Source organism: Sporosarcina pasadenensis (assembly GCF_047228845.1).
Lineage (GTDB): Bacteria > Bacillota > Bacilli > Bacillales_A > Planococcaceae > Sporosarcina.
Map to the genome: position 1 here is coordinate 30,467 of NZ_JBFEGM010000016.1, position 24,512 is coordinate 54,978.

Sequence of the window (24,512 nt, forward strand, 5' to 3'; positions counted from 1 at the left end):
GGGTTCCGTTCGTGGACAGCCTTTTGACGTTCAGTAGGTTGTTAGTTTCAATAATTCCTGAAGGCGGTAAATGCCCCGCTGGAAGAATGTGAACTTATCTTGGTACTCCTCGAAATCGAGTGTATAGAGGGCATCTTCATTGTGCCAGAGCCGGTCAAAATAATTGTCAACTTCGCTAGACAGCTCGCTGTCATTCGGCGCGATGACCCTCAAATTCGCTTCGAGGTTGTAATTGTTCAATGTACGGTCGGTCAAATTCGCGGAGCCGTTCGTAATGTACGTTTCGAGCTTCGTATGGACGACGACGAGCTTCGTATGGTACTGGCCGACGACCGTGTTATACCACCGGACGTCCAGCTTCCCGTCCGTCTCATCCATCATCTTCTGTAGGACCGGACGATTCGGCAAGCCCGACTTCTCATTGCCGAACGAGTTTTCATTCGGATCCAAAATCATTTGGACATGGACGCCCCGATTCGACGCATCGACAATGGCTTCCACGATATCGGGCATCGCAATGAAAAACATGCCCATCCGGATCGTATCCCCTTCTTGGGCTGCTGCAATATCGCCGAGTAGCGCATCGTGAATTTTTTTCTCAGTCAGATATTGCACTGCGTACTCGCCGCCTTGCCCCTCCTTGACGTCCACGCGCGGCAAGGAACCACCATTCGTATAGCGGACGACCGCTTCTTCCGCCTCTAAAATATCATTTAATACGCTTCCTTCCACTTTCAAGGCGACATTTCCATGGAGTCCGCTCGCGTCATGCGGATTTCCCGACGTCACGATTGCAGCCTTGTCCGTCACGAACGTCTTCCGGTGGTTCGCTTTCACATTCAAAAGAATCAAATACGATCGCAACGTCATTTTCGGCGCTTTGTTCGACATCGCATTTGCAATCCAGCCTTCCTTTTCAAAATTGACCCAGCGGAAAATAGTCCGGTAGAGGCCCGAATAGATAGGCGTCGAGTCCCGCAGCTCATCGAGATCGGTGTAGACAACTTCAATGCCGGCGTCCTCGAGCTGGTTGAACCATTTTGATTCATAGGAGCCGTAGCCTGTGTTGAGAGGGTCGGTAATATAGATGATGTCCATTTGCGGATTCTCTTTTTTCTTTTGAATTAATTTTGAAGTCAATGTTTCCGAGATGTTAGGAAAGTCGATCTTTTCATCCGTGTAGTGGTCCATGAGGAAGAAATCGAGGACGATGAACTCTTCCGCCTCGTCGATCATTTTGTAGATTTCATCAAAGATGGAGAGCTCATGCACCATCCCGTCCCCTTTTTTGTTTTGGGCATACGTCAAATCGGTGAGCATTTGAACGTCGTCCGTCCAATGGATGTCACCTTCGTAATTGACGCCTTCCGGAAGCGGTTTATATGTGTGCCAGGTGATGACCCCGACGTATAGAAATAAGAACAGCAAGATGGCCATGAGGATGAACCATTTTGGCCGTACCCATTTTTTCATTTTCTCCATTCAATCAACCCCGTAGTCTAGTTACCATTTACAAGTTCCCCTTACTTGCTGGTTGCAAACTATGTTTTATTAATTTTATTCCGCTCCAAGCGGCGCTTTCCGTACTAATAAACAAAATAAAAAATGCCCCCATTATAAAAACAGAGGCATTGATACATATATTTAATTAAGCAGTGACGTATTCTCTCACTGTTGTGTCGTCCATCATTAATTCCTTCAAATACTTTTTCGCACGGAACAGTCGGGATTTCACTGTGCCGATCGATACTTTCATCAATTCCGCGATTTCGATCAACGAATATTGATAGACGTAGAAGTATTCGATCGTCGTCCGGTAAATGCCGTCCAACTCGCCGATCTTCTGCTGTACCATGAGTTGGATGTCGTTCTGCTCGATCATTTCGACGGGTGTCGGGTTGTCACTGGGAACCAAATCCAAGATCGGAACGTCCAATGTTTCAGGTTGGTGCATTACGTGTTTGCTTCTTCTCACATCTTTGCGATAACGGTCGCGGAATGTGTTCATACAAATTGTCGTCAACCAAGCTTTCATCCGATCCACACTGTCCATCTTTCCGCTGTAGCGGACAACCTTGACCCATACGTCTTGCATAAGGTCTTCGGCTTCCTCTTTATTGCGTGTTAGTTTTAAACATAAATGATATATGTATCGGCCATATTCGTCATATAGCTCTGTCAAGTCGATTTTCATACGATTACTCCTCCGTTTTGTAACTGTTGACTTTATTATCAATGAATCTGCCCTTACAAACTATCGACTTGTCTTTCACTAAACTTACATTTTTGTAATACTCAATAGCGGAGGGCGCTTGCCATTCTGCTCGTAACGCTGCGCTTTTACTCGCAAAAGCTGTTCTTCGTGACAGCTTTAGCTGCGACAGGCATAAGGCGAAGATGCGAAGTGGCGATCTTTGCCAAACAGCAGCTTCGACTTATGACCCGAGCAAATCGAACTGCGAAGGGTTCGATTTGCCGTATTTCTGCGGTTTTGCAGAAATTAAGGCACCCTTCTAGCGCCCGGAGCTAGATGTATCAAAAAAAACCCCGCATTCATCTGCGGGGCATTCGTCATTCTTGTTCAATTTCCTTATCATACCGTTTCGTAATCTTCATCTTGATGATCCGACTACGATCCATTTCCTCGATTTCGAAGTATAGGTTTTCGTATGTAAAACGTTCCCCTTCCTCGGGTACATGACCGAGCTCTTGCATGACGAATCCACCGATTGTTTCATGGTCGGTCGGCAGTTCGACGTCAAGCAGGTCGATGGCATCGACAATCTCAAGTCGGCCATGACAAATGAGCAGGTCCTCATTCTTTTCATAGACGAGTACTTCTTCATCGAAGTCTGTTTCATCCTCGATATCCTGCCCGATCATCTCCTCGATGATGTCCTCCTGTGTGACGATGCCGAGTGTTCCGCCATATTCATCCAGTACGATGGCCATATGTTTTTTATTCGCAAGCATAAGTTTGAACACTTTTTCGACGCTCGCTGTCTGGACGACGAATAAAGGCTCTTCGTCCATCAAATCGGCAAGTTTCTTGTCAGGATGCATTGACCATTCGATGAGCGTCTTTGAATAGAAAATCCCGACGACACGGTCGATGCTTTCCTCGTAAATCGGATAACGTGTATAGAAGTATTCAAGGATCGTATCGCGCACTTCTTCATAAGTTGACTCGATCGGCAGCCCGATAACGTCTGTGCGGTGCGTTTCCATTACATCGGAGACGTCTTTTTCAGGAAAATCGAGCACGCCTTTCAACCGGAGCGACTCCTCCTGTTCGAACGTCCCTTCCGTCGATGCGATGTCCACCATGGAACGAAGCTCTTCCTTCGTCAACGTCGCTTCCGTCACGGCACCTTTCGAAATGATGCGTATGAAGATGTTCGTAAATGAAGAAAGGAGAATCGTCAACGGCGTCAGCAGTTTGACGAATATCGATATCGTAGGGCCAACGACGTAGGCGATCCGGTCGGCAAATGTCGCTGCAATCGTCTTTGGCAACACTTCCCCGAATATGATAATCACGACCGTCAAAATCCCTGTCATGACCCCCACTTTCAAGCCCCTATCGATTGCAATCATCGTTACAATTGTAGGCATCATTATATTCGCGATATTATTTCCGATGAGGATGGCCGTAATCATCCGATCCGGCTTCGAAATCAGATTTCTCAGCTTGATCGATTTCGGATCGCCCTGCTCGGCACGGAGCTGGACTTTCATGCGGTTGACCGCGGTAAGTGCCGTCTCACTCCCTGAAAGGAAGAACGACATAAGTAAAAAGAACCCTAGTGCTATAAACAAAAGTGATTCCTCCCGGAGTTTCTGTACTTCAAAGTTCGTTCAGTTAGTAACTTTTACATATCATAACATACTCCTAGCAAATTCGTCCTTTTGAATAACTTGATTCCTACCAACATGATATAATACTTTCATTCACGAAATAATTTTGAAATGAGGGGTACACTATGAGTCATTTGGAAAAACTTGACGCTTATTTCACATCCAAACGGGAAGAGCATTTGGAGCAATTGAAAGATTTCCTCCGTATTCCGAGCATCAGTGCTTTGTCTGAGCATAAGTCGGACATGCAGAAAGCGGCTGAATGGTTGAAGGATTCATTCCGCCAGGCGGGGTTGGAGAACCTGTCGATCGATGAGACGGAAGGACATCCGGTCGTTTACGGAGATTGGCTTCATGCAGAAGGTAAACCGACAATCCTGTTTTACGGTCACTACGACGTCCAACCTGTCGACCCGTTGAACCTTTGGGAAAGCGGCCCGTTCGATCCGGAAGTACGCGACAATAAATTGTATGCGCGCGGGGCGAGTGATGACAAAGGCCAAGTTTTCATGCATATAAAAGCCGTAGAAGCGCTTATGAATGAAAACGGAAGCTTGCCGGTGAACGTCAAATTCATCATTGAAGGTGAAGAGGAAATCGGCAGTCCGAACCTCGAGAAATATATCGAGGAGAATAAAGAGAAATTGGCCGCCGATATTATCGTCATTTCTGATACAGGAATGTACGGTCCTGGAAAGCCAGCGATCTGTTACGGTTTGCGGGGACTTGCCGGCGTCCAGATCGATGTTAAAGGTGCAAAAGGCGATTTGCATTCAGGCATTTACGGCGGAGGCGTGCAAAACCCGATCCATGCCATCTCTGAAATCCTTGCATCGTTCCATGATAAGGAAGGAACAATTGCAGTCGACGGGTTTTATGAAGATGTACGCCCGTTAGCCGATGAAGAGCGCGCTGCTTATGAAGCGCTCAACTTCGATGAGAATGCGTTAAAGCAGGAAATCGGCGTCAACGAGCTGTTCGGCGAGAAAGGCTATTCTTATTTGGAGCGGACGTGGACACGCCCTACCCTCGAAGTAAACGGCGTCTTCGGAGGATTCTCAGGGGAAGGCATCAAGACGGTATTGCCGTCCGAAGCCGGTGCAAAGATTACATGCCGTCTCGTTCCGGATCAAGATCCGGAAGACATTGTGAAAAAATTGAAGGCTCATATTGAAAAGCATAAGCCTGCCGGTGTTACGGTGACGGTGAGCGAGTTCGATAAAGGGAAGCCTTTCATCACGCCTTTCGACCATCCAGCTATTCAAGCTGCAGGGAAGTCCTACGAAAAAGTATATGAAGTGCCGACCGCTTTCACACGTATGGGCGGTTCGATTCCGATTGTCGCGGCATTCGATGAAATTTTGAATCTGCCGGTCGTCCTAATGGGCTTCGGACTTTCAAGCGAGAACTTCCATGCTCCAAACGAACATTTCCATTTGGAGAACTTCGACAAAGGCTTGCGCGTCATCGGAGATTATTATAATGAGCTTGCACAGTTTTCGAAAGATGAATTGAAGAAGTAAGTCTGGGTGTGGGGTGGCTTTGAGCGCGGAAGTGGACTTTTTGAGCGCGAAGCGGCTTGTTTTGAGCGTGGAAACGGACTTTTTGAGCGCGGAGCGGATTGCTTTGAGCGCGGAAGCGAACTTTTTGGGCGCGAAGCGGCTTACTCTGGTCGCGAAAGTGGACTTTTTGAGCACGGAGTAGCCCGCTTTGGACGCGAAAACGACTACTTTGGACACGGGGCAGCTCACTTTGGCCGCGGAAACACTTCCTTTGGACGCGTAACGGCTTGCTTTGGACGCGAATCTTCTTTATTAAAAAAAGAGCTGTCACAGAAAGTCATTGTTTGACTTTCTGGACAGCTCTTCCCTATTTTTATTCCTCTTCGTCATTCTCTTCCTTGCCATAAAACGTAACAATGTCCTCAAGCGGCGTTCGAACGCGGTTTTTTGGAATATCATCGTAATAGCCGAATTGCAGCATGCTAATAATCCGTTCGCCACACTTCACGCCAAGCTCATCACGGAATTTTGGATTGTCGAGGAATGGAGGTGTCTTCCAGCATGTCCCGACGCCTTGGTCCCACGCTAGGAGCATCGCATTTTGGATAAGCGCGCTTGCCGCTGCAAAGTCCTCCAGCCGTTCCTTCTGGCGTACATCTTCTTTGACGACGACGAAAACGACGGCGCCAGGAGCGCGGAACTTCTTCATTTGCTTCTCCAAGTCCTCTTCGGACAACTCTTTCCACTTTGGAATACCATATTCTTTCAGAACGTCTTGGAACTTTACGTATTCCTGGTTAGCAGCGACGATGAAGCGCCATGGGTTACGTAAGCCGTGGGTCGGTGCCCATCTAGCGTCTTCCAAAACGGACATTATATTTTCAAGATCGACCGGCTGCCCGTTGAAGTTCTTGACCGAGCGACGGTTGATGATCGCTTCCCTTACCGAAAGTGCCTGTTCATTCATAACTATGAACTCTCCTTTGTATCATACTGAAAACCATTATACACGAAAAGGGGACAACTGGGGAATCCACCGACACTTTCAACGTTTTTCCAAATAATTTCATTCAATTGGTATTTCAAGAGATTACTTTCTGTAGTATAGTAATGAAAGAAGCGAATGTTTAGAAAAGGATGACTGACTAATGACGAAAAAGCCGATAGCATGGATAACTGACAGCACTTCCTATATTACAGATGAATTAAAAAACCACCCTGATTTCTATTCAATTCCGTTGAATATACATTTCGGGGAAAAGCAATTTGTTGATGGTGTCGACCTGACGCCAGCACAATTGTATGAAAACATTAAAAATGCGACGGAGTTTCCGAAAACGTCCCAACCGGCAGCCGGCGAATTTGCCGAGCAATTCAAGAAGATTGCAGAAAACTATGAGCAGGCGATCGCCATCCATGTGTCAGCCGAGTTGAGCGGAACCCTCGCTTCCTCCATGGCCGGTGCGGATATTGCAGGCTTCCCCATCACATTCATCGACTCCAAGTCCGTTTCATACGGCATCACAGGTTTGATTGACAAAGGGATGGAATTGCAAAACGAAGGAGCATCCGTACCTGAAATTAAAACTGAGCTAGCAAAAATGGCAGGTACGTTGAAGAACTACATTTACATCGGCCAGTTAGAGCAGTTGTATAAAGGCGGCCGGATGACCGGCGTCCAGTTCTTCCTCGGCAGCTTGTTGAAAGTGAAGCCGATTATCCAAATAACGACTGACGGTAAATTGGAAGCGATTGAAAAAGTCCGTTCCGAAAAGAAAGCGCTACAATATTTGGTCGATAAAGTAGCTGAAGGACATCCGAAAGGCAATGGTAAGGTCTATTTGATGCAAGGAAATGTGCCGGAGCAGGCCGAGCAATTAAAATCGATGATCATCAGCCAAGTGCCTGGCCTTGCCGTGGAGATCGGCGATATCAGTTCCACCCTCGCCGTTCATGCGGGCGAAGGGACAATTGCGGTGTTATGGTATTAACAGAAGCCGTGGGCGGGTGTGCATCACATTTCATTTTCATCGAACGTCAAAAAAATTATTAACCTAATCATTCACAGCCTCCTCCCGATTATTTCCGGAGGGGCATTTTCGTTGTTAGGAAGTGGATTTAAAAGCGTTTGCAGCCCTTTGCCAAACCATATTTATTTAATGAAAAATCGATCCAAATCGTTGGAATGGCAGGACTTATAATATCTTCATTTTAAATAAAAGTCGTACTATTTGCTATTTCACTTAAGGTCTGTTATTCTTAAGAAGAATTATTTTTGTTCTTTTTCAGATTGAGTATAAGATTTTGTTATTCGTCTAAAGTATTTGAGCAAAGATAGTAACATATTGTGTGGAGATCCGCACATAGGAGGCAACAATTATGGAACAAGGTACAGTTAAGTGGTTCAACGCAGAAAAAGGTTTTGGTTTCATCGAGCGTGAAGGTGGAGAAGACGTATTCGTACATTTCTCAGCAATCCAAAGCGATGGTTTCAAATCTTTAGACGAAGGTCAAAGTGTAACATTTGAAATTGAGCAAGGACAACGTGGCCTACAAGCTACAAACGTTCAAAAAGCTTAATCACAGCTCGAAAAAGACCCTACTTGTAGGGTCTTTTTTATTTGCCCAAATTTGTTTTACTATTATCTCCTTCTGGATAGGCAATTACGTGAACTGATCATTGATTTTAAAGAAAACATACTTCGCATTTTCCCTCCATGCATAGGAGTCCTTATAGTCCCACGTCCGGTGATATGCATCATACGTATGGGCATTGACGAGCGGCATCGAGCCGTCCTTCGCCGTCACAATCGTCGTATGATCAAACCGTCCGTCCCCTTGGAAGTCATAGCAAATGACATCACCGAGATCCAGCTCCTCAGGCGAAGCGACTTGCCGTGCAGTCAATCCCTTCTTGGAACCCGCCAAATACCACCGCATCGAATGCGCCACCGACCAACTGAAGCTCCATGTCCCCCCTTGCATCCACCATCCCCGCCCCCGGTTCGGGTACCCATGCATCGGCGCCCCGCCAGCGCGCAGACATTGCGAAATAAAACTCGTACAGTCGACATCAAACGAAGGATAGGCTGGATTCCTTCCATTCCACCATTCATCCGCATACCTGACCGCCGCTTCCCGGTTATACAATTACTTCTACACCCCCGTGTTCCCATCGTATGATGATTGGCGAGTTGCCATGCTACAGGATAAGCAGTAGTCATCAATGGTGGCAACGTCGCTCAATAATTGAGATAATAATTAGAATAAACAAAACTTACTTAGGGGGTTTATAGTATGGCAGAGAAAGTTACAGTTTTAGGTGCAGGTACGATGGGGCACGGAATTGCCCAGCTATATGCACAAGCAGTTTATGATGTGTATATGTTTGATATTAAAACCGAGTTTTTAGAGAAGGCTATGACTAGAATCTCAGATAACTTGGATATGTTAATTCAAGAAAACTCCATTACAACAGCTGAAAAAGAAAATACACTAAACAGAATTTTTATCACTACTGATTTAACAGAAGCAGTTAGCGGAACAAATTTTATCACAGAAGCAGTTTCAGAAAATCTAACTATTAAATTCGACTTATTCAAGCAGTTAGAGGAAATCATAGAAGACGATACGATAATTGCATCCAATACTTCTACATTTTCCATACAGCAACTATCCGAAGGTGTTCAAAAGAAGGACCGATTACTCATCACTCATTTTTTCAATCCTGCACATTTGGTTCCGCTCGTTGAAATAGTAAAAGGTCCAGAAACTTCACAAACGATTATAGATCGCACAGTAGAAGTCTTGAACAACATCGGCAAGAAACCAGTTGTTTTGAAAAAAGACATCCCAGGTTTAATCGCCAATCGACTACAAGCGGCGTTAGTGCGAGAAGCATTTTATCTATTGGACAATGGGATCGCTAACGCTGAAGATATCGACTTGGCAATTACAGCAGGTCCTGGATTCAGATGGGCATTCATCGGACCATTAGAAACAGCTGATTTTGGTGGCCTTGATATATGGAAGAGTGTAGTTGAAAACCTAGCACCTACCCTATCCAAGGAAGAAAAAATCCCTCGTTTTATTGAACAGAAAGTTCAAAGCGGAAATCTTGGTACAAAAACGGGTAATGGCATATTCTCCTACTCAAGAGATGAGGAAGTTCGAAGAAGAATTATCGAACGTGATGAAAACTTTGTAAGGTTGGCCACAATTAAAAATAAGAAATGAGACAATTTATCAGAATTTCCAAAGCCCTCCCCTTCACCCGTTTACCAAAGGGTCCAAAGGGTAGAAGGATAATAAAGTAACAGAAAGAGAGGGAGGCAGATGAACAGATCAACCGTACTTACGATTGGATTCCTATTTCTGATATCACTAGGCGTCATCTTCCTATTGGCGAATCAGCTGAAGACGGATAAATCCCTCATGCAGGAGGGACCCGCTGCAGTGACAGAAGAGAATGGTGGAAAAATTGCGTATAACCCGCCTTCTATTGATGACGTTCCAGAAGGTCCAATGGGAGATGCAATTTTAAGAGGACGAGAGCTGATAAATGATACGTCCAATGCGATACGCGCAAAGGCTTCTTCAGTAGAGGATGGGGAAAATCTTGTGAATGAATTATCATGTACAAGCTGCCATGCAGGGGACGGTCTCGATAAAGACACCTCTTCTCTTGTCGGTGTTGCAGCCGTCTATCCTCAATACAATGAGAGGGCTGACAAAGTCCTTACGCTTGAAGATCGCATTAACGGATGCATGGTGCGCAGCATGAACGGCCAGCCATTTAAAGAAGGCGACGAGGACCTCGATGCAATGGTCGCTTATTTGTCGTATATTTCAGAAGGGATTCCGGTTGGAGCAGAGCTTGAGTGGCTCGGCAAAAACGATATGAAAGACGTTCCTATTCCTGACGTAGAGAATGGCGAACGAGTGTTTCAGCAATCATGTGTCGCCTGTCATGCATCAGACGGATCAGGCACTGGACCGAATGCAGGACCGGCGCTTTGGGGAGACGGTTCCTTTAACGACGGGGCCGGTATGGCACGCTTGTCCAAAAACGCAGGATTCATCAAAAACAATATGCCGCTCGGCCAACCGAATTCATTGACGAACCAGGAAGCCGCCGACCTCGCAGCGTTCATCCTCTCCCAAGACCGGCCTGAATGGAATGGCCATGATAAAGACTGGCCGAAAGGGAATCGCCCGACGGATGTCATGACGAAGGAGCTTCGCGAACAAGTGAAGAACGGGACGATTGATTGGGAGAATGTGCTCGGGAAGGATAAATGATATAGGAATAAAATTGCCCTCACAATAAGGTGGAGGGCAACTTTTTTGGAGCATACCGGGTTCGAGCCGATGACCAATATTTTTAATGAATGAATTGCGTTAATAACTGGTTAAACTTATCACGTTCTTCCCAAAAAGCACCATGTCCACTATATTTAAACGGGACTAGCTGCGAATTAGGGATGAGTTTATTTAGCTCCTTAGCTTGTGAAAATGGAATGACTTTGTCATGAATACCGTGAATTATTAACGTCGGGTCAACTATTTTTGGAAGGTCTTCATACAAATTCACTTCTCTTAATAGTTTTATTATCGCAGCGGTTGACCATCCTGCCGCCTGCATTCCCATTTGAAAAAACCAATCCGAGAAGTGGCGAGTTATATACTGAAAGAAAAAACCATCGATTACTTCTTGCATCATTTGGGGACGGTCATTTAACGTTTGCGCAAGGTATCGATCAGCCGTTTCTGCTGTAAAGCCTGTGGGAGCTGCCGCGTCGACAAGGACTAGCTGGGATACCCCGTAACCGCCATATCTAGTCATATATCGAATCGCAATGGATCCACCTGTCGAATGCCCCACAAGCGCAAAATTTTTCAGTTGAAGCGTTCCAACAACAGCACGGATATCATCGGCCAGTCTATCTAACGTATAGCCGCCGAATGGTTTATCCGAATTTCCAAAGCCCCTCCAGTCAATGCCAATACAGCGATACCCCATTGATGGGAGAACGTCAAACTGATATTCGAACTGTTTATGGCTCAGCGGCCAGCCATGAATAAAAACAATGGTCTTATTGCCTTCCGGGTTAAGATCTTCAACATACACATTCACACCTGGTTCTACGTTCACAAGATATCCGATAACGATTCCTCCGTAGTTATAATGACTTCGCCCATAAGATATTCATCGACGTATGTATATGTGCCATGCCCTGACCATTGACTAACCAAAAAAGAACCCTATCAAATGATAAGGTTCCTTCAAGTAGATCATAAAGCAATTAGTACCCAAAAAAGACATCCTTTTTAATACTCTTTTTTGAAATATCATTGCTTTGTAAATGAGCCGAAATAGATTCCACCATCGACTTAGACCCTGCAATATAGTATTTGCCATTTTTTTGATATAAGCTGGACAACTTACTTATCTCTTGATATAAGTCATTCCTGGAATCAAGGTAAGTTACATTTATTAAAGGGTTGTTTGCAATTTCATCGAGTTCATCTTTATAGACAAATGACTTTTTGCTATCCATATAAAGTAGATGTATTTGTTGTCCAACTCCATTTCCTTCCGCCTCCAACTGCTTTAGCATCGACCGAAATGGTGTAATTCCAATACCACCTGCAATTAGAATGGAAGGACTGTCATCTTTTAAATAAAACGACCCTACCGGCCCACTCATTCTTATTTTCATGCCCTGTTTTAATTCTAACATCGCCCTTTTGAAATCACTTGGAGCATCACTAATACCAAGTGTTAATTGAACTACATCCTCAGTGGGAGCCGATGCTATACTAATTGGTCGTATACCATTTTTTACTTTCTTATGAGTAATCGTAAACAGGCCATGTTGTCCTGCTTTCCAAGTTAAATCTATGTCTTTTTCAAATCGAAACGTATAGACATCTTCTGATTCCTTGTAGCTTTCTATGAATGTTAGTTCCCTCTTTTTGAAAATCGATATTGCATCTTGAAAAAAACTCATTTACATTTCCCCTACCAGTTTATTCAACTCGCCTACCATACTTGTCCAACCATATTTCGCACCATTGAACGCCGCTCGATTTTCTTCTTCAAATCCGGAGTGTTCAAGATGTAAGTAGGTTGTTTCACCCTCTTGCTTTAATGTCCATGTAACGATCGTATTGATCGGCCCACCGACCCATGTGTACGATAATTTAGTAGGCTCGTCCACTTCCAACACTTCACTCTCAACAACTAAACCGATTGCCTCGTTTCGAAACTGACATTTATATCCTACAATCGGTTTAAAATTATTTTCCATCACCCATTGGGCAAGTGTTTCCGAACGCGTTAACGCATCCCATACTTTATTGATAGAACTCTTAAATTGAAAATCCAATGATAAATCCGCCATAATTTATTCCTCCAATATATTCTTTAGTTTTGCCGCACTTTCCGTCCAAAATTCCTCGTAAAAGGCTAGCCAATCTTTCACTTCCTGTAAGGGGGCTGCGTTCAAACGATACCTTGTTTCTCTACCAATTTTACGGTTTTTCACTAAATCAGCCTCTTTAAGAATAGCCAAATGTTTAGAAACCGCAGTACGCCCCATCTGAAAATGAGCAGTTAATTCGTAAAGCGCAAGCTCATCCGAAGCCGCTAGTAACCGTATTAACTTTCGTCTAGTAGGATCTGCAATGGCTACAAAAACATCGCGCTCTTGGTCAGTAGTAATCAAAATCCTCCCCTCCTTGTATATGAATTGGACACTTTTTGGTGTCCTTATATTACGACACTAAATGGTGTCTTGTCAATTACAAATAAAGAACGGAGATGATATCAAACAATAACTGATACCTTCTCCGTTCTTGGTTTTATTATTCGTTATTCGGGCCCTTGTTATTCTCCACCAACAAAAAACCCCATCAAATGTTAATTTGATGAGGTTCCTGATGATGGAGCATACCGGGTTCGAACCGGTGACCTTCACACTGCCAGCGTGACACTCTCCCAGCTGAGCTAATGCCCCGTATATCTGATACAATATAGATTATAACATGTCATTTTAAAAAGACAATAGATTGGGGGAGATCTCCTTGCAACATGCTGAAAAAGAACTGAAGGATACGGTGTTTCTGTGCGATCCGAAAGGGATGTTGAATCCAGAAGCGATCGGATTTGCCCGCCGTCCTTTCATTATAAGCAATTTAAAAGGCCATTTCATGCGGAAGAAGAAATGGAATTATTGGTGTGTTTTCGGCGAGGACCTTCTATTTTCCGCGACGATCAGCCATTTGGATTATGCGGCTGTCTGTTCGGTCTATTTGCTCAACTATGAGACGCAGCGCTTCTATGAGAAGCAGGTTGTGCTGCCGATTGGGCGGAAAGTGAAAATGCCGGAGGACGTGCTCGGGAGCGTGAAATTCGTTAATGAGCAGATCTCCGTCCAGCTTGTGCACATGCAAGGAGAAACCCATCTATCTGTGACAATACCCGATTTTGATAATGAAGTGCTTCATGCCGACCTACATATTACGCATCCGGATGGGGACGATTCTTTGAACGTCGTCATCCCCCGCAACCGGGACCGGTTTCAATTCACGGCTAAGCACAATACGTTGCCGACAGCAGGCTTCGTGAAAATCGGGGAGAAACGGTATAATTTCAATCCTGATTATAGCTTTTCCGTATTGAATTTTGTACGCGGTGTTTGGCCACGCGAAGCGGAGTGGAATTGGGCGATGGCATCCCAGCGTTTAGGCGGACGACGGATCGGGTTGAACTTCGGCGGAAAATGGACGGACGGCACGGGCATGACCGAAAATGCGGTATTCGTAGACGGCGTCATGACAAAGGTTCATGAAGATGTCATCTTCACGTACGACAAGGACAATTTCATGCATCCTTGGCATATCGGGACAAAGTTTTCCGACCATGTTGACTTGACGTTCTCCCCTTTCTTTGAACGGGTAGCGAAGACCAATGCGCAGCTCGTCCAGACGAACGTCAACCAACTCGTCGGCTATTTTAACGGCCGCGTCAAGCTGCATGACGGTTCGACCCTTAGAATTAGGCAAATGCTCGGTTGCGCAGAAGACCACCGAGCGAAATGGTAGGAAACAACCGGTGCAAGCGCCGGTTGTTTTTTTATGGGCATAGAAAATGTTTATCACCGCTTAGTCACTCTTTATCACCGCTCACACCATGTTTATCACCGCTTAATGAACTTTTATCACCGCTCCGTGCAAGTTTATCACCGTTCGATGACAACCCCCCTCAAAAAATGAATGCGGACAGTTTCCATTCCTTCTCCACCCTCTGACGCGATTCCCCCAAAAAGCTCTGGGGACGTTTGCGTTTAATTTCTTCAATAGAAGGAAATTACTGAGTAGAAGACAACAACAGGAGGTTTGCGATCATGAGGAACAATGTGAAGGTCATCATGCTCTTATTAGTTACCGTGCTCGTATTGGGCGCGTGCGGAAATGCGAGCAAGAATGCAGATGATCCTAGGCGGGAAGATGCGACGATTGTTTATGAAAAGGAAAAGGAAGGCGGCACGTTGAATACAGGGGACGGGTATGGCTTCAATAAGTTCGATTTGGAAATAGAAGTCGACGGGAAAGATGTCATCGACGTGGAGTATGAAGTAGCGAAAAATCATGAAGCCAAGTATGTGAATAAGTTGGCGGGCTTGAATTTAAGGGATCAGGAAGCTTTCAATAAACTGGATCCGTTTTTCATGAAATTCGTGCCGAAAAAGAGTATGTCGGAAAAGGACGTCATGGATAATATTATGGAGTGGTTCGGACTCGATACGTACACGAAATTCGATTTGGAAATCGACTATGATGATGGTACGAGGCTCGATATTGAAGATCGAAAATAATTCCGAATACGCTCGGGTTTTCAATTGCAACAGGCGAAGAGTGAACTCTCCGCCTGTTTTTTCGTGCTTAAATCTTCGAATCCTTCAACATCGTATAATAAACCCCTTGTTGTTCGATCAATTCCTTTTGGCTACCTGATTCGATGAGCTTCCCTTGCCCCATGACATAGACGGTGTCGGCTTTTCGCACCGTATTCAACCTGTGGGCGATGACGAAGCTCGTCCTCCCTTCCATCAACCGGTCAAGCGCTTCCTGGATTTCAAGCTCCGTGACGGTGTCGATGCTGCTTGTCGCCTCGTCGAGCAATAGCAATACAGGGTCCGCGACGAGCGCCCTTGCAATCGAAAGCAATTGTTTCTGCCCTTGGGAAATTTCGCCGCCATCCGCTGTCAAGACAGTGTCGTATCCGTTTTCGAGCCTTGAGATGAAACTGTGGGCATTCGCCTTTTTCGCAGCCTCGATCACTTCTTCGTCTGTGGCGTCGAGCTTGCCGTACCGGATGTTTTCCATGACGGTCGCCTCGAATAAAAACGGATCTTGGAGGACGAATGCCATCTGACTCCGCAATGTTTGTCGCGGCAGTTCCTTGATTGGTATTCCGTCGATGAGGATCTGCCCTTCATTCGCCTCGTAGAAGCGGGCTAGGAGTTGCATGATCGTCGTCTTCCCTGCCCCTGTCGCTCCGACGAATGCAGCCGTCTCGCCAGGCTTGACGTGGAATGAAATATCTTCGACCGTATAGCCATCCGTGTCGACCGAATAGCCGAACGACACATTCCTGAACTCTACGTCCCCCGCTAAGACGGTATCCACGTGCCCGACCGCATCGTCCTGCTCGATTGGTTCATTCATAATTTTAAATACCCGTTCCGCTCCGGCGATTGCCGAAAGGACCGTATTGAATTGGTTGGATAGATCATTAAGCGGCCTCGTGAATTGGCGCGCGTACTCAGAAAAGATGACGATCGTACCAATCGTGACGATTCCGTCCCCTTTCAGCGCAAGCAATCCACCGACCCCCGCAACGATGGCGAACGCCGCGTTGTTCAACATATTCATCACTTTTGGAATGAAACCTGAATACGTCAACGCCCAGAACCCCGTCCGTCGCAGTCGATCACTCTTCTCCGCGAATTCCTCCATGACGCGCTCTTCCTGTGAGAACGCTTTGATAATGCGCTGTCCCGAAATCGTTTCTTCGATCATCCCATTCAATTGGCCGACCGCCTGCTGCTGCTCCTTGAACAGCAATCCCGTCCGGCGGGTGATCCACCGAATGGCGATGAACATGACCGGGACGATGACCATCGTCAGCAATGTCAAAATCGGGCTGAGGTACAGCATGACCGCGAGCGTCCCTGACAATGTCAAAATACTCGAGAACACTTGGATGAAAGACGAATTGAGCGTCTGGCTAACGTTTTCGATGTCATTCGTCACACGGCTCATCAATTCGCCGTGCTGCCTCTTGTCAAAAAACGTGACAGGCAGCTTCTGAAGATGTGAAAACAGACTTGTCCTCAACCTGAAGATTGTCTGCTGTGCAATCCCGACCATCCAGAAGCTTTGGAAATATAGGGCAAGCGATAGTCCTGCGTAAATGGCGATTAGCGTACCGATCTTCACTCCTAACCCATCGAACTCCATCGGAATGATATGCGTATCAATGATTTTTCCGATTAGGAATGGACCGAGCAATGCAAGAGCCGAGCTGACGAGTACGAGAGCAAGCACGAGGATAAGCAGTCCCCGCTGTTCATCGACAAGCTTCCAAATTCTAAGGAGCACCGATTTCCAATCATTCGCCCGCTCCACTTTCTTTTTTCCCGGACCTTTAATATCCTCTTTCTTGATGATCGGTTCATATCCGAACGGCTTACGAATTGTTCGCAACATCGGCAGCCACCTCCTCTTCCGATTGGGATTCGGCTATTTTCCGGTACAATGCCGATTGCTTCATGAGATCGGCATGCGTGCCATATCCGACGACCTTTCCTTCATCCAATAGGAGGATCTGGTCCGCACCTTTAGCCGTCTGCACTTTTTGCGTGACGACGAGCATCGTTGCCGCTTCCTCTTTCAGCGCCTCCCATAACGCATTTTCCGTTTTGACATCCAATGCGCTCGTACTGTCATCGAGGATGAGGATCGAAGGCTTCCGGACGAGCGCCCGTGCGATCGATAGCCGTTGTTTTTGCCCGCCGGACAGGTTGACCCCTTTCTGTCCGACACGCGTTCCATACTTCTGCGGGAATAAATCGATCGATTCATGGATCTGCGCCTTCATTGCCGCTTCAATCAACTCGTCAGGTTCCGCATCACTGTCCCCCCATGAGAGGTTTTCCAATATGGATCCCGTGAACAGGATCGATTGCTGCGGGACGAGCCCGATCGTATCGCGCAACTCTTTCAACGCCCACTCCTTCACTTCGATGCCGCCGACGTAAATTTTTCCTTCTGTCGGTTCGAACATGCGTGGAATGAGATTGAGAAGCGTCGATTTCCCCGAACCGGTCGCCCCCATGATGGCGAGCTTCTCCCCTGGCGCCACATGGAAGGACACTTTGTCCAAAATCGGTTCCGGCTTTCCTGGATAATGGAAAGAGATGTTTTCGAAACGAAGATCCCCTTCCAGGCTGCCAATACCCGAGCTTTCCATATCGTGGTGGCTTTCCAAATCCTCATCCGCGAGCAGCACTTCCTCCATCCGTTCGGAGGATGCCTTCGCGCGGGAGAATGCACTAATGATGAATGCAAACATTGAAAACGCACCCGTCATCCGCATCGCATAGTTGACAATCGCAACAAGCTCCCCGACTTGCGCGTCACCATTGCCGATTTCGATGGCACCGAACCAAAGGACCGCCATCAAGCTGACGTTCATAATGAACAGGAGGACGGGCAAAATGAGCTCCATCATCCGCATCGCTTTGACGGTATCTTTCCGGAGCGCCCCGGCAACTTTTGAAAACCTGCTTGCTTCGTACATGCCGCGCAAATACGCTTTGATGAGACGGACCGCCTGCAAGTTTTCCTGGATGACGCGGTTCACCCGGTCGAGCCTGTGTTGCACCTTTGAAAAGTAGCCGACCCCTTTTCTTGCCATGATGAAGAGAAAGATGAGCAGGACCGGTGCTCCGATAACGAGGTATAGCGCGAGTTTCACATTGACGAGAAATGCCATGATCAAGCTGCCGATCACAAGCAATGGCGCACGCATCATGATCCGCAGCGACATGAACAGGACGTTTTGCGCCATCGTCACATCGCTCGTCAACCGCGTGATCAATCCCGCTGTCGGGAATCGTAAAAAGGTGGCCATGGAGAATGACTGCACTTGGCGGAATAAAGCCTGGCGCAAATCAAACGCAAAACCTTGCGCGGCATGGGCGGCAAAGTAGGAATTGATCGCCCCGGAAAAGAATGCGACGAACGCCAGACCCATCATGACGCTCCCCCATGTCCAAACGACGCCGACATCTTTCGCCAATATGCCGTCGTCGATGATTTTCGCTATCAATAATGGCTGGATCAACTCTACCATCAGCTCCGTCAGCATGAGGAACAAGGCAATGAGTATCGGCCATTTATACGGCTTTGCATATGAAAAAACAGTCTTCATCTTACCGGACCCCCAAAAACTCTTTCGCATTACGAATTATTTTTATTGTCACTATTATGACACAGGTAGGCATTTCTGTATAGGGCGTATATTGATTAGTTCGGATGTTCAGACATCAGAAGTCTTAAGACTACGAACTTTATTAACAGGACATTCGGAGTTCGCGTTCCTTCAAATAAAGTTCTCATTCTTCACCCGAAAGTTCTCGTTCCTTCGAATAAAGTTCTCTTTCAATTAGATGCCCTCATTATTTATTAATAAAACCGGAACCCTCTTCAGGATTCCGGTACAGAGTGTAAACAAATCTTTATTTGGGAAAGCCATGATGCATTGTGATTTCCTCAGCCTGATTGAAAACGCTTGTCAGCCTAGGCGCGAAGTGGCGCGAAGACGCGAATAGAACTAAGGTTCATGAGCGGACGAGCGACACGAGCAACAACGGATGCGAGCGTTTGTCAACAGGCTGAGCCGGAACCCTCTTCAAGGTTCCGGAGTAATCCCCTCTACTTCTTTCGTCTTGCTTCCCGCCACTGAAAGGCCCGTAACGCCGAGGAGCATGATCGCCCCACCGACCATTTGCCATAAGCCTAAGATGCTGCCGAACCAGAGGACGGAAATGATCATCGCCGTCAACGGTTCGAAACTTGAGAGGATGCTTGTTTCAACCGGCGATATGTATTTCATGCTGCCGAGGAATAGAAGGAATGCAACAGTCCCAACGACGATGACGAGCAAGAGCATGAGGGATAAGTTCATGTCTCTGAGCGCATCGAGTTCTTTGCCGAAGTTCAAGATGTTCAAGACGAGGAGTGTAAAGCCCCCGATGAGCATCCCCCATCCGACAGAGAGGAGTACCCCCCATTCATTCATGAGCCTGACAGGATACAATGTGTAAAATGCGAATGTGAATCCTACCGCCAAACCGAAGAAAAGCGCCTCCTTCGTCAAGGCGAAGCCGGAGAGCGTCCCGTTCGTCAGAAGGAGGAATAGGCCCGCCATCGTGACGGTCATTCCAATCACTTGGGCTGCGGGCGGGCGTGCCTTTTGCCTGATCGACACGAAAAGGATGATATAAATCGGCGCTAGGAACTGAAACAGCGTCGCGATAACGGCGTTGCTCGTATGGATGGAGCCCGCGAACGTAAATTGGACACCGAGCATTCCGATGACACCAAAGATGCACATTTGACGTAGCCATACTTTATGGCGAAGCGGGCGTGTGATGTGCACGCCTTTCAGTTTCAAAATGAGAAGGAGCACCAGCCCGGCAAGGAGCAGCCGGATGATGAGCATGAAGGAGACGGACATTTTGCCTGTATCAAAAATCCACTCCATCATCGGCCCGGTCGCCCCCCATAACATCGCTCCCGTTATGATCATGAAAATTCCTTTTGCTCTATTCACATCACTCCACCTCCTATTCTTGTTGTCTAGTAAAATTGTAGATGTGCTCTTTCCGTCATAAAAGATGTACTGTATATTTACTGAACTTCCTATATAATAAAATACATATGACATCCGAAAGGGGACTAAAAGATGAAATCGGCAAACCAAACAAATAGAACTGAACTGCCGCTTGTCATGGACAGTCTTGTAGAGTTCTTAATGGTGACCCGTACGGATGGTGAAGGCTTGATCACTTATACGAATCACAACTTCTTAGCTTCAAGCAATTGGACACCAAAACGTATTCTCGGAAAATCTTTTTGGCAAATGTTTTCCGAGAATGAACATAACCAGGCGCAGGCTCATGCAATATGGAACCGTTTGTCGAACGGAAAATCCTGGTTCGGCAAAGTCGAAAAAATGACCCGGCACGGTGAACCCTATTTCGTTCAAATGTTGGCGACCCCAGTAATGGACGAAGAAGGATCACTCGAGTCCTGCACATTTTTAGAGCTCGATATTACTGAAGAAATTAAACTGAAGGAGAAGCTCCAACAAATCGCCTTCATCGATTTCGAAACCGGACTGATGAGCCGGCACAAATTAGAGACGTTGGTCAATGAATATATCGAAGAGAATAGGCATTTTTCGTTCGTCTACATAGCAATCGATCACTATTATACACTGAAAGATCTCCAGTCGTATGATTCGGAATCGGTTTTGATCCATGAATTTACGAACCGGCTGAAACGGTTTTTCCAAGGGGATCCGATCGCAAGGGTCGGCGTAAGCCAATTTGTCGTGTTGACGTCCTTCGGAGATTGGTTCGTCCAAGGATTCCTGGAATTTTTGAAAGAGCAGCCGATCTACGTTGAAAACCACTCACTGCCGTTATCTGTAAGTGGCGGCATCGTGCGCTTCCCGGAAGATCAATCCTCCTATTCACATCTATACAAAGCAGCATTGGCAGCGACGAAGACGATTACCGAGACAGGCGGAGGACGAATTTCCTCATTATCCGCCGAGTCCCATAAAGTGTTGAACCGCCGTTCCCTCATCGACAAGAAAATGCTGACAGCGCTCGACCATCACAATTTGCAGGTAGTCTATCAGCCACAATTGGATATTGCAACAGGGAAGGTTCTCGTGTACGAAGCGCTTGTCCGTTGGGAGGACGAGGAAATCGGTCATATCCAGCCGGATGAACTGATTCCGATTGCGGAAGAAAACGGCTTGATTCATGCGATCGGGGCCTACGTTATTGAAGAAGCAGCTACGCTTGCTGTGAAGCTGATGGCCGATAAGCCAGATATCCGCATTTCCGTCAATTCATCAGTGCGGGAGTTCGGCAACTCTTCACAAATGAAAGAAAAACTGACAGGCATTTTGGAAAGGACGAAGTGCCCAGCGGACAAACTCGAATTGGAAATTACTGAAAAGTTTGCTTTCCAAGCTGAGCAGGAGCACGCAATCGTCCAACAAATGAAAGCGTTTGAAGAGGCGGGCATCCGATTCACCCTCGATGATTTCGGCACGGGGTACGCCTCCTTCCGTTACATCCAGCAATTGCCGATTTCAAAAGTGAAAATCGATAAAGTGTTCATCAAATCATTGCTCACGATGCCGAAAACGAGGCAGCTCGTCGAGGGAATGATCCTTCTCGGCAAATCGATGGGGCTGTATGTCATTGCAGAAGGTGTAGAAACCGAGGAGCAGTTCGAAGCATTGAAGGAAATGGGCGTCGATGCCGTACAAGGCTATTATATCGGAGGTCCAGTAAAAGGAAATGAGATTGCATAAAAAATGGAGCCGCTAAAGCGCGCTCCGTTTTTTTTAGGGAATGAAAAGTGCTCCAAAAACGCATAAACTGGTTGAAACGCGCATAAATCGTTGCAGATACGCATAAACCGCTTCAATTACGCATAAAGTCCACCAATTACGCATAAATCTCAGCAAATGTGCATAAAACCCAATAATTACGCATAAAAGCAGAGGACGCCATACGCACGCCCTCTGCTTCCCTATCATTTCATCTGTAACTTGCTAATTTCCTTAAAGGTATCGAGTGAATAGCTTTTGACTTCGCCCATGGATAATGTAAACAAGCTTTCGCCGCTATACACCAACCGTTGGACCTGTGTTTCCCACTCTTCGTATTGCTGGCCAGATGCTTTCTTTTGCACCAAATCGCCCTTCAGCACGATTCCGCGGTCAGGTGTAATTTCATATACCAATGCACCAGCACCTTTATAGTCGATCTCGAACTCCTTGGCCCCTTCTTCATAAATGCTCACAGGGAAGCTGAAGAGATTTTTCTTTTTGTGCTGAAGCAGCGCTTTATGGTCATATTGAAGAGGTGAATACGTTCCCCGCCCTCCAATGATTTCCGTAAACTTCTCTTTCGGATTATGAAAGTCGGTTACATCGAACAGTGAGATTTTCATCCCTTTTGTCAGGATCAACGGCTCGCCACCCGACGGATTTTTCTGCGCGGACGTTTCATATCCGAAACCGATCAAATGATTTTCGTCTAATGGGTGCAAATAATTCGAGAAGCCCGGTATTTTCAATTCGCCCAACACTTTCGGATTCACCGGATCTGCAACATCGATGACGAAAAGCGGGTCTGTCTCCCGGAACGTCACCATATACGCTTTATCCCCCATGAACCTCGCCGAATAGATGCGCTCCCCTTTCGCAAGGCCTTTCACTGAACCAGTCGTCTCCATGTTTTCGTTCAAAATGTAAAGATGGTTTTTCGAAGGGTTTCTCTCGTCCCACATATTCCCTTCCGTCATGACGACCCGGAAATTCCCTTTGTATTCATCCATTGAAAATTGGTTCAAAATCGTGCCACCCAACTCCGCCGAGCGGTGAAACTCCACATTCGTGCCGTCCAGCTTGAACTTGAAGATTTCCGTATCCGCTTTTCCAGGATTCCAAATCATGATCTCGGCCCCGCGGGAATTCGTGCTCGTTCCATATTTCAATGCTGTCAAATACAAATGGTTCTTCGTCATGTACATCTGATCGCTGCTTCCGAGAAACCCTTTCGTTTCAAGCTGTGAAGTTTTCGGCGACGTCAAGTCGATTGCTGCGATGACGGAATAGGAAGGATCCATCGCGCCGGGCAAAATCGAGATGTCCTTGAATTCCATGAATTCCTTTTCTTTTTCATTCGAATCAAAGATCCGAGGACGCAATGCGTCGCCTTCGATTTCTTCCATCGCCCAAAGGTATGGATGCACATTCGTCACGAGATAAAGCATCCCATCCGTTTTTCGTGCGCTTTTTAAATAGCCTTCCACGCCGATTTCGCGTATTAACACTGGCTTTTCAGGCTTCTCAATATTGTACAGACGGACAGTCGTCAAGCTGTTCATCGGCATGATTTCCGCCTGGGAAGCCGACCTCTTCGGATAGCGCACCATTTTATCCCCGAGAACGATCAGCAAGTCGTCATGTAAAAAGAGCTGTGTCGGATAATAGTCGTCATTCGGTTTAATTTCTGCAGCGACTTTCATCTTTTTCGGATTCCGGATATCGATGACTTTCACGGATGTCCCTCCGAATACGGAGTATACATAATCGCCATCCGTTTTTACCATATCCGATTCATCGACCCCTTCCACTTGGATATTCGTCGATGAATGATCGCCTCCGCCTACTGCATCCGATGATTCGGCTTTAGCACTTTCCATGGAACCCTTATCCGAAGATTCCTCCATGTCTTCGCTCACCGATACAGACTGTATATCCTTCGCTCTCTCAAAATACAACTTCAAATCTGCGGCGGAGCTGATAGATTCGATGGAATCATAGACTATGAAATCGACTTTTTTGCGCTTAAGTGATTTAAATTGGCTATTCACCGCTTTTTGCTCCATTCGCAACGTATAGTTGCCCGGCTGCAGCCCTTCCACTTGCAATGTTCGGCCTTTATCCGTCAATACCAATTCCGCCTCGACCTTCTCCCCGTCCCGATCGGTCACATATACATACCCTTTCGTAATGGCTTCCTTCGCCAAAGGCTCAGAGAAATGCGCCTTCCACCCGTTGTCACTGAGTGCCGTACCCGTCGCGAAAACATTCACCTTCTCCATGAACATTACGACACCCGTAACGACCATAACCATGATCATAGCGACGCCAAACCAAATAACCGTTTTTTTCAAGTTCATCACCTTTCCTTATCTGCTTCTTTACAAAGTAGACTTGTAGAATACAATTACGTTTCACTTTTCGGAAAAAACATTTTTGCG

Annotated in this window: 21 protein-coding genes, 1 tRNA gene and 1 pseudogene; 9 read left to right on the forward strand and 14 right to left on the reverse strand. The window is 46.4% G+C overall.

The genetic code is table 11. The annotated features are described in order from the left end of the window. Positions 1-30: 30 nt before the first annotated feature. The 3 genes from AB1K89_RS16600 to AB1K89_RS16610 all read right to left on the reverse strand — a co-directional run bounded on the left by AB1K89_RS16600 (position 31) and on the right by AB1K89_RS16610 (position 3,819). Positions 31-1,482, reverse strand: coding sequence for a phospholipase D-like domain-containing protein (locus tag AB1K89_RS16600; protein WP_413055817.1), 1,452 nt, complete (start codon positions 1,480-1,482; stop codon positions 31-33). A gap of 166 nt (positions 1,483-1,648) precedes the next feature. Then, complete coding sequence (locus AB1K89_RS16605) at positions 1,649-2,194, reverse strand: RNA polymerase sigma factor (RefSeq protein ID WP_252503162.1); 546 nt, start codon at positions 2,192-2,194, stop codon at positions 1,649-1,651. 377 nt (positions 2,195-2,571) lie between these two features. Beyond that, positions 2,572-3,819, reverse strand: coding sequence for a hemolysin family protein (locus tag AB1K89_RS16610; protein ID WP_413055818.1), 1,248 nt, complete (start codon positions 3,817-3,819; stop codon positions 2,572-2,574). Positions 3,820-3,983: 164 nt separating this feature from the next. Between AB1K89_RS16610 and AB1K89_RS16615 the strand changes: the two genes are divergently transcribed. After that, positions 3,984-5,381 (forward strand): dipeptidase, encoded by a 1,398-nt coding sequence (locus AB1K89_RS16615; RefSeq protein ID WP_413055819.1) that lies wholly within the window; start codon positions 3,984-3,986, stop codon positions 5,379-5,381. 19 nt (positions 5,382-5,400) lie between these two features. After that, positions 5,401-5,562: a hypothetical protein gene (locus AB1K89_RS16620; RefSeq protein WP_413055820.1), complete on the forward strand. Its 162-nt coding sequence runs from the start codon at positions 5,401-5,403 to the stop codon at positions 5,560-5,562. Positions 5,563-5,733: 171 nt separating this feature from the next. Here the strand turns inward: AB1K89_RS16620 and AB1K89_RS16625 are convergent, their stop codons facing one another. Next, the gene (locus AB1K89_RS16625; protein ID WP_413055821.1) at positions 5,734-6,327 is read right to left on the reverse strand and encodes a nitroreductase family protein; all 594 of its coding nucleotides are present in this window, start codon (positions 6,325-6,327) and stop codon (positions 5,734-5,736) included. Between the two features lie 181 nt (positions 6,328-6,508). On the opposite strand from AB1K89_RS16625, the gene AB1K89_RS16630 reads away from it, so the two are divergent. Both AB1K89_RS16630 and AB1K89_RS16635 read left to right on the forward strand, forming a co-directional pair. Continuing rightward, positions 6,509-7,351 carry a DegV family protein gene (locus AB1K89_RS16630; RefSeq protein WP_413055822.1) on the forward strand — a complete coding sequence of 281 codons (843 nt, stop codon included), beginning with the start codon at positions 6,509-6,511 and terminating at the stop codon, positions 7,349-7,351. 388 nt (positions 7,352-7,739) lie between these two features. Further along, positions 7,740-7,940 carry a cold-shock protein gene (locus tag AB1K89_RS16635; RefSeq protein ID WP_147058293.1) on the forward strand — a complete coding sequence of 67 codons (201 nt, stop codon included), beginning with the start codon at positions 7,740-7,742 and terminating at the stop codon, positions 7,938-7,940. Between the two features lie 84 nt (positions 7,941-8,024). Here the strand turns inward: AB1K89_RS16635 and AB1K89_RS16640 are convergent. Further along, positions 8,025-8,507 (reverse strand): annotated as a pseudogene (locus AB1K89_RS16640) (amidase domain-containing protein); the annotation flags it as partial. Positions 8,508-8,657: 150 nt separating this feature from the next. On the opposite strand from AB1K89_RS16640, the gene AB1K89_RS16645 reads away from it, so the two are divergent. Further along, positions 8,658-9,596, forward strand: coding sequence for a 3-hydroxyacyl-CoA dehydrogenase family protein (locus AB1K89_RS16645; RefSeq protein WP_413055823.1), 939 nt, complete (start codon positions 8,658-8,660; stop codon positions 9,594-9,596). A 99-nt stretch (positions 9,597-9,695) separates the two neighbouring features. After that, positions 9,696-10,661: a c-type cytochrome gene (locus AB1K89_RS16650; protein ID WP_413055824.1), complete on the forward strand. Its 966-nt coding sequence runs from the start codon at positions 9,696-9,698 to the stop codon at positions 10,659-10,661. An 82-nt stretch (positions 10,662-10,743) separates the two neighbouring features. Here AB1K89_RS16650 and AB1K89_RS16655 read toward each other — a convergent pair whose 3' ends face one another. The 5 genes from AB1K89_RS16655 to AB1K89_RS16675 form a co-directional block, all read right to left on the reverse strand. After that, positions 10,744-11,526 (reverse strand): alpha/beta fold hydrolase, encoded by a 783-nt coding sequence (locus AB1K89_RS16655; protein WP_413055839.1) that lies wholly within the window; start codon positions 11,524-11,526, stop codon positions 10,744-10,746. Positions 11,527-11,665: 139 nt separating this feature from the next. Further along, positions 11,666-12,373 (reverse strand): FAD-dependent oxidoreductase, encoded by a 708-nt coding sequence (locus tag AB1K89_RS16660; RefSeq protein WP_413055825.1) that lies wholly within the window; start codon positions 12,371-12,373, stop codon positions 11,666-11,668. Continuing rightward, complete coding sequence (locus AB1K89_RS16665) at positions 12,374-12,766, reverse strand: SRPBCC family protein (protein WP_413055826.1); 393 nt, start codon at positions 12,764-12,766, stop codon at positions 12,374-12,376. Positions 12,767-12,769: 3 nt separating this feature from the next. After that, on the reverse strand, positions 12,770-13,090 hold the full coding sequence (locus AB1K89_RS16670; protein WP_413055827.1) for an ArsR/SmtB family transcription factor: 321 nt from the start codon (positions 13,088-13,090) through the stop codon (positions 12,770-12,772). 218 nt (positions 13,091-13,308) lie between these two features. Next, positions 13,309-13,381, reverse strand: a tRNA-Ala gene (locus tag AB1K89_RS16675). Positions 13,382-13,448: 67 nt separating this feature from the next. Between AB1K89_RS16675 and AB1K89_RS16680 the strand changes: the two genes are divergently transcribed. Both AB1K89_RS16680 and AB1K89_RS16685 read left to right on the forward strand, forming a co-directional pair. Then, entirely contained in the window at positions 13,449-14,468 is a 1,020-nt protein-coding gene (locus tag AB1K89_RS16680) for a DUF2804 domain-containing protein (protein ID WP_489686575.1), read from the forward strand. Positions 14,469-14,770: 302 nt separating this feature from the next. Continuing rightward, positions 14,771-15,241 (forward strand): YusW family protein, encoded by a 471-nt coding sequence (locus AB1K89_RS16685; RefSeq protein WP_413055828.1) that lies wholly within the window; start codon positions 14,771-14,773, stop codon positions 15,239-15,241. Positions 15,242-15,308: 67 nt separating this feature from the next. Here AB1K89_RS16685 and AB1K89_RS16690 read toward each other — a convergent pair whose 3' ends face one another. The 3 genes from AB1K89_RS16690 to AB1K89_RS16700 all read right to left on the reverse strand — a co-directional run bounded on the left by AB1K89_RS16690 (position 15,309) and on the right by AB1K89_RS16700 (position 20,268). Further along, positions 15,309-17,138, reverse strand: a complete 1,830-nt coding sequence (locus AB1K89_RS16690; RefSeq protein ID WP_413055829.1) for an ABC transporter ATP-binding protein — start codon at positions 17,136-17,138, stop codon at positions 15,309-15,311. Beyond that, positions 17,119-18,864 (reverse strand): ABC transporter ATP-binding protein, encoded by a 1,746-nt coding sequence (locus tag AB1K89_RS16695; protein WP_413055830.1) that lies wholly within the window; start codon positions 18,862-18,864, stop codon positions 17,119-17,121. Before AB1K89_RS16695 ends, AB1K89_RS16690 begins: the two co-directional genes overlap by 20 nt. 480 nt (positions 18,865-19,344) lie before the next feature. Then, entirely contained in the window at positions 19,345-20,268 is a 924-nt protein-coding gene (locus AB1K89_RS16700) for a DMT family transporter (protein ID WP_413055831.1), read from the reverse strand. Between the two features lie 132 nt (positions 20,269-20,400). On the opposite strand from AB1K89_RS16700, the gene AB1K89_RS16705 reads away from it, so the two are divergent. Further along, positions 20,401-22,050 carry a sensor domain-containing protein gene (locus AB1K89_RS16705; RefSeq protein ID WP_413055832.1) on the forward strand — a complete coding sequence of 550 codons (1,650 nt, stop codon included), beginning with the start codon at positions 20,401-20,403 and terminating at the stop codon, positions 22,048-22,050. A gap of 224 nt (positions 22,051-22,274) precedes the next feature. Here AB1K89_RS16705 and AB1K89_RS16710 read toward each other — a convergent pair whose 3' ends face one another. Then, positions 22,275-24,431, reverse strand: coding sequence for a beta-propeller domain-containing protein (locus tag AB1K89_RS16710; protein ID WP_413055833.1), 2,157 nt, complete (start codon positions 24,429-24,431; stop codon positions 22,275-22,277). Positions 24,432-24,512 lie beyond the last annotated feature (81 nt).

What these genes read in the sequence shown, in the direction of transcription:
- AB1K89_RS16600 (WP_413055817.1), bottom strand. Translation starts at nt 1,482, where the DNA reads ATGGAGAAAATGAAAAAATGGGTACGGCCAAAATGGTTCATCCTCATG.
- AB1K89_RS16605 (WP_252503162.1), bottom strand. Translation starts at nt 2,194, where the DNA reads ATGAAAATCGACTTGACAGAGCTATATGACGAATATGGCCGATACATA.
- AB1K89_RS16615 (WP_413055819.1), top strand. Translation starts at nt 3,984, where the DNA reads ATGAGTCATTTGGAAAAACTTGACGCTTATTTCACATCCAAACGGGAA.
- AB1K89_RS16625 (WP_413055821.1), bottom strand. Translation starts at nt 6,327, where the DNA reads ATGAATGAACAGGCACTTTCGGTAAGGGAAGCGATCATCAACCGTCGC.
- AB1K89_RS16630 (WP_413055822.1), top strand. Translation starts at nt 6,509, where the DNA reads ATGACGAAAAAGCCGATAGCATGGATAACTGACAGCACTTCCTATATT.
- AB1K89_RS16635 (WP_147058293.1), top strand. Translation starts at nt 7,740, where the DNA reads ATGGAACAAGGTACAGTTAAGTGGTTCAACGCAGAAAAAGGTTTTGGT.
- AB1K89_RS16645 (WP_413055823.1), top strand. Translation starts at nt 8,658, where the DNA reads ATGGCAGAGAAAGTTACAGTTTTAGGTGCAGGTACGATGGGGCACGGA.
- AB1K89_RS16650 (WP_413055824.1), top strand. Translation starts at nt 9,696, where the DNA reads ATGAACAGATCAACCGTACTTACGATTGGATTCCTATTTCTGATATCA.
- AB1K89_RS16660 (WP_413055825.1), bottom strand. Translation starts at nt 12,373, where the DNA reads ATGAGTTTTTTTCAAGATGCAATATCGATTTTCAAAAAGAGGGAACTA.
- AB1K89_RS16665 (WP_413055826.1), bottom strand. Translation starts at nt 12,766, where the DNA reads ATGGCGGATTTATCATTGGATTTTCAATTTAAGAGTTCTATCAATAAA.
- AB1K89_RS16685 (WP_413055828.1), top strand. Translation starts at nt 14,771, where the DNA reads ATGAGGAACAATGTGAAGGTCATCATGCTCTTATTAGTTACCGTGCTC.
- AB1K89_RS16690 (WP_413055829.1), bottom strand. Translation starts at nt 17,138, where the DNA reads ATGTTGCGAACAATTCGTAAGCCGTTCGGATATGAACCGATCATCAAG.
- AB1K89_RS16695 (WP_413055830.1), bottom strand. Translation starts at nt 18,864, where the DNA reads ATGAAGACTGTTTTTTCATATGCAAAGCCGTATAAATGGCCGATACTC.
- AB1K89_RS16705 (WP_413055832.1), top strand. Translation starts at nt 20,401, where the DNA reads ATGAAATCGGCAAACCAAACAAATAGAACTGAACTGCCGCTTGTCATG.
- AB1K89_RS16710 (WP_413055833.1), bottom strand. Translation starts at nt 24,431, where the DNA reads ATGAACTTGAAAAAAACGGTTATTTGGTTTGGCGTCGCTATGATCATG.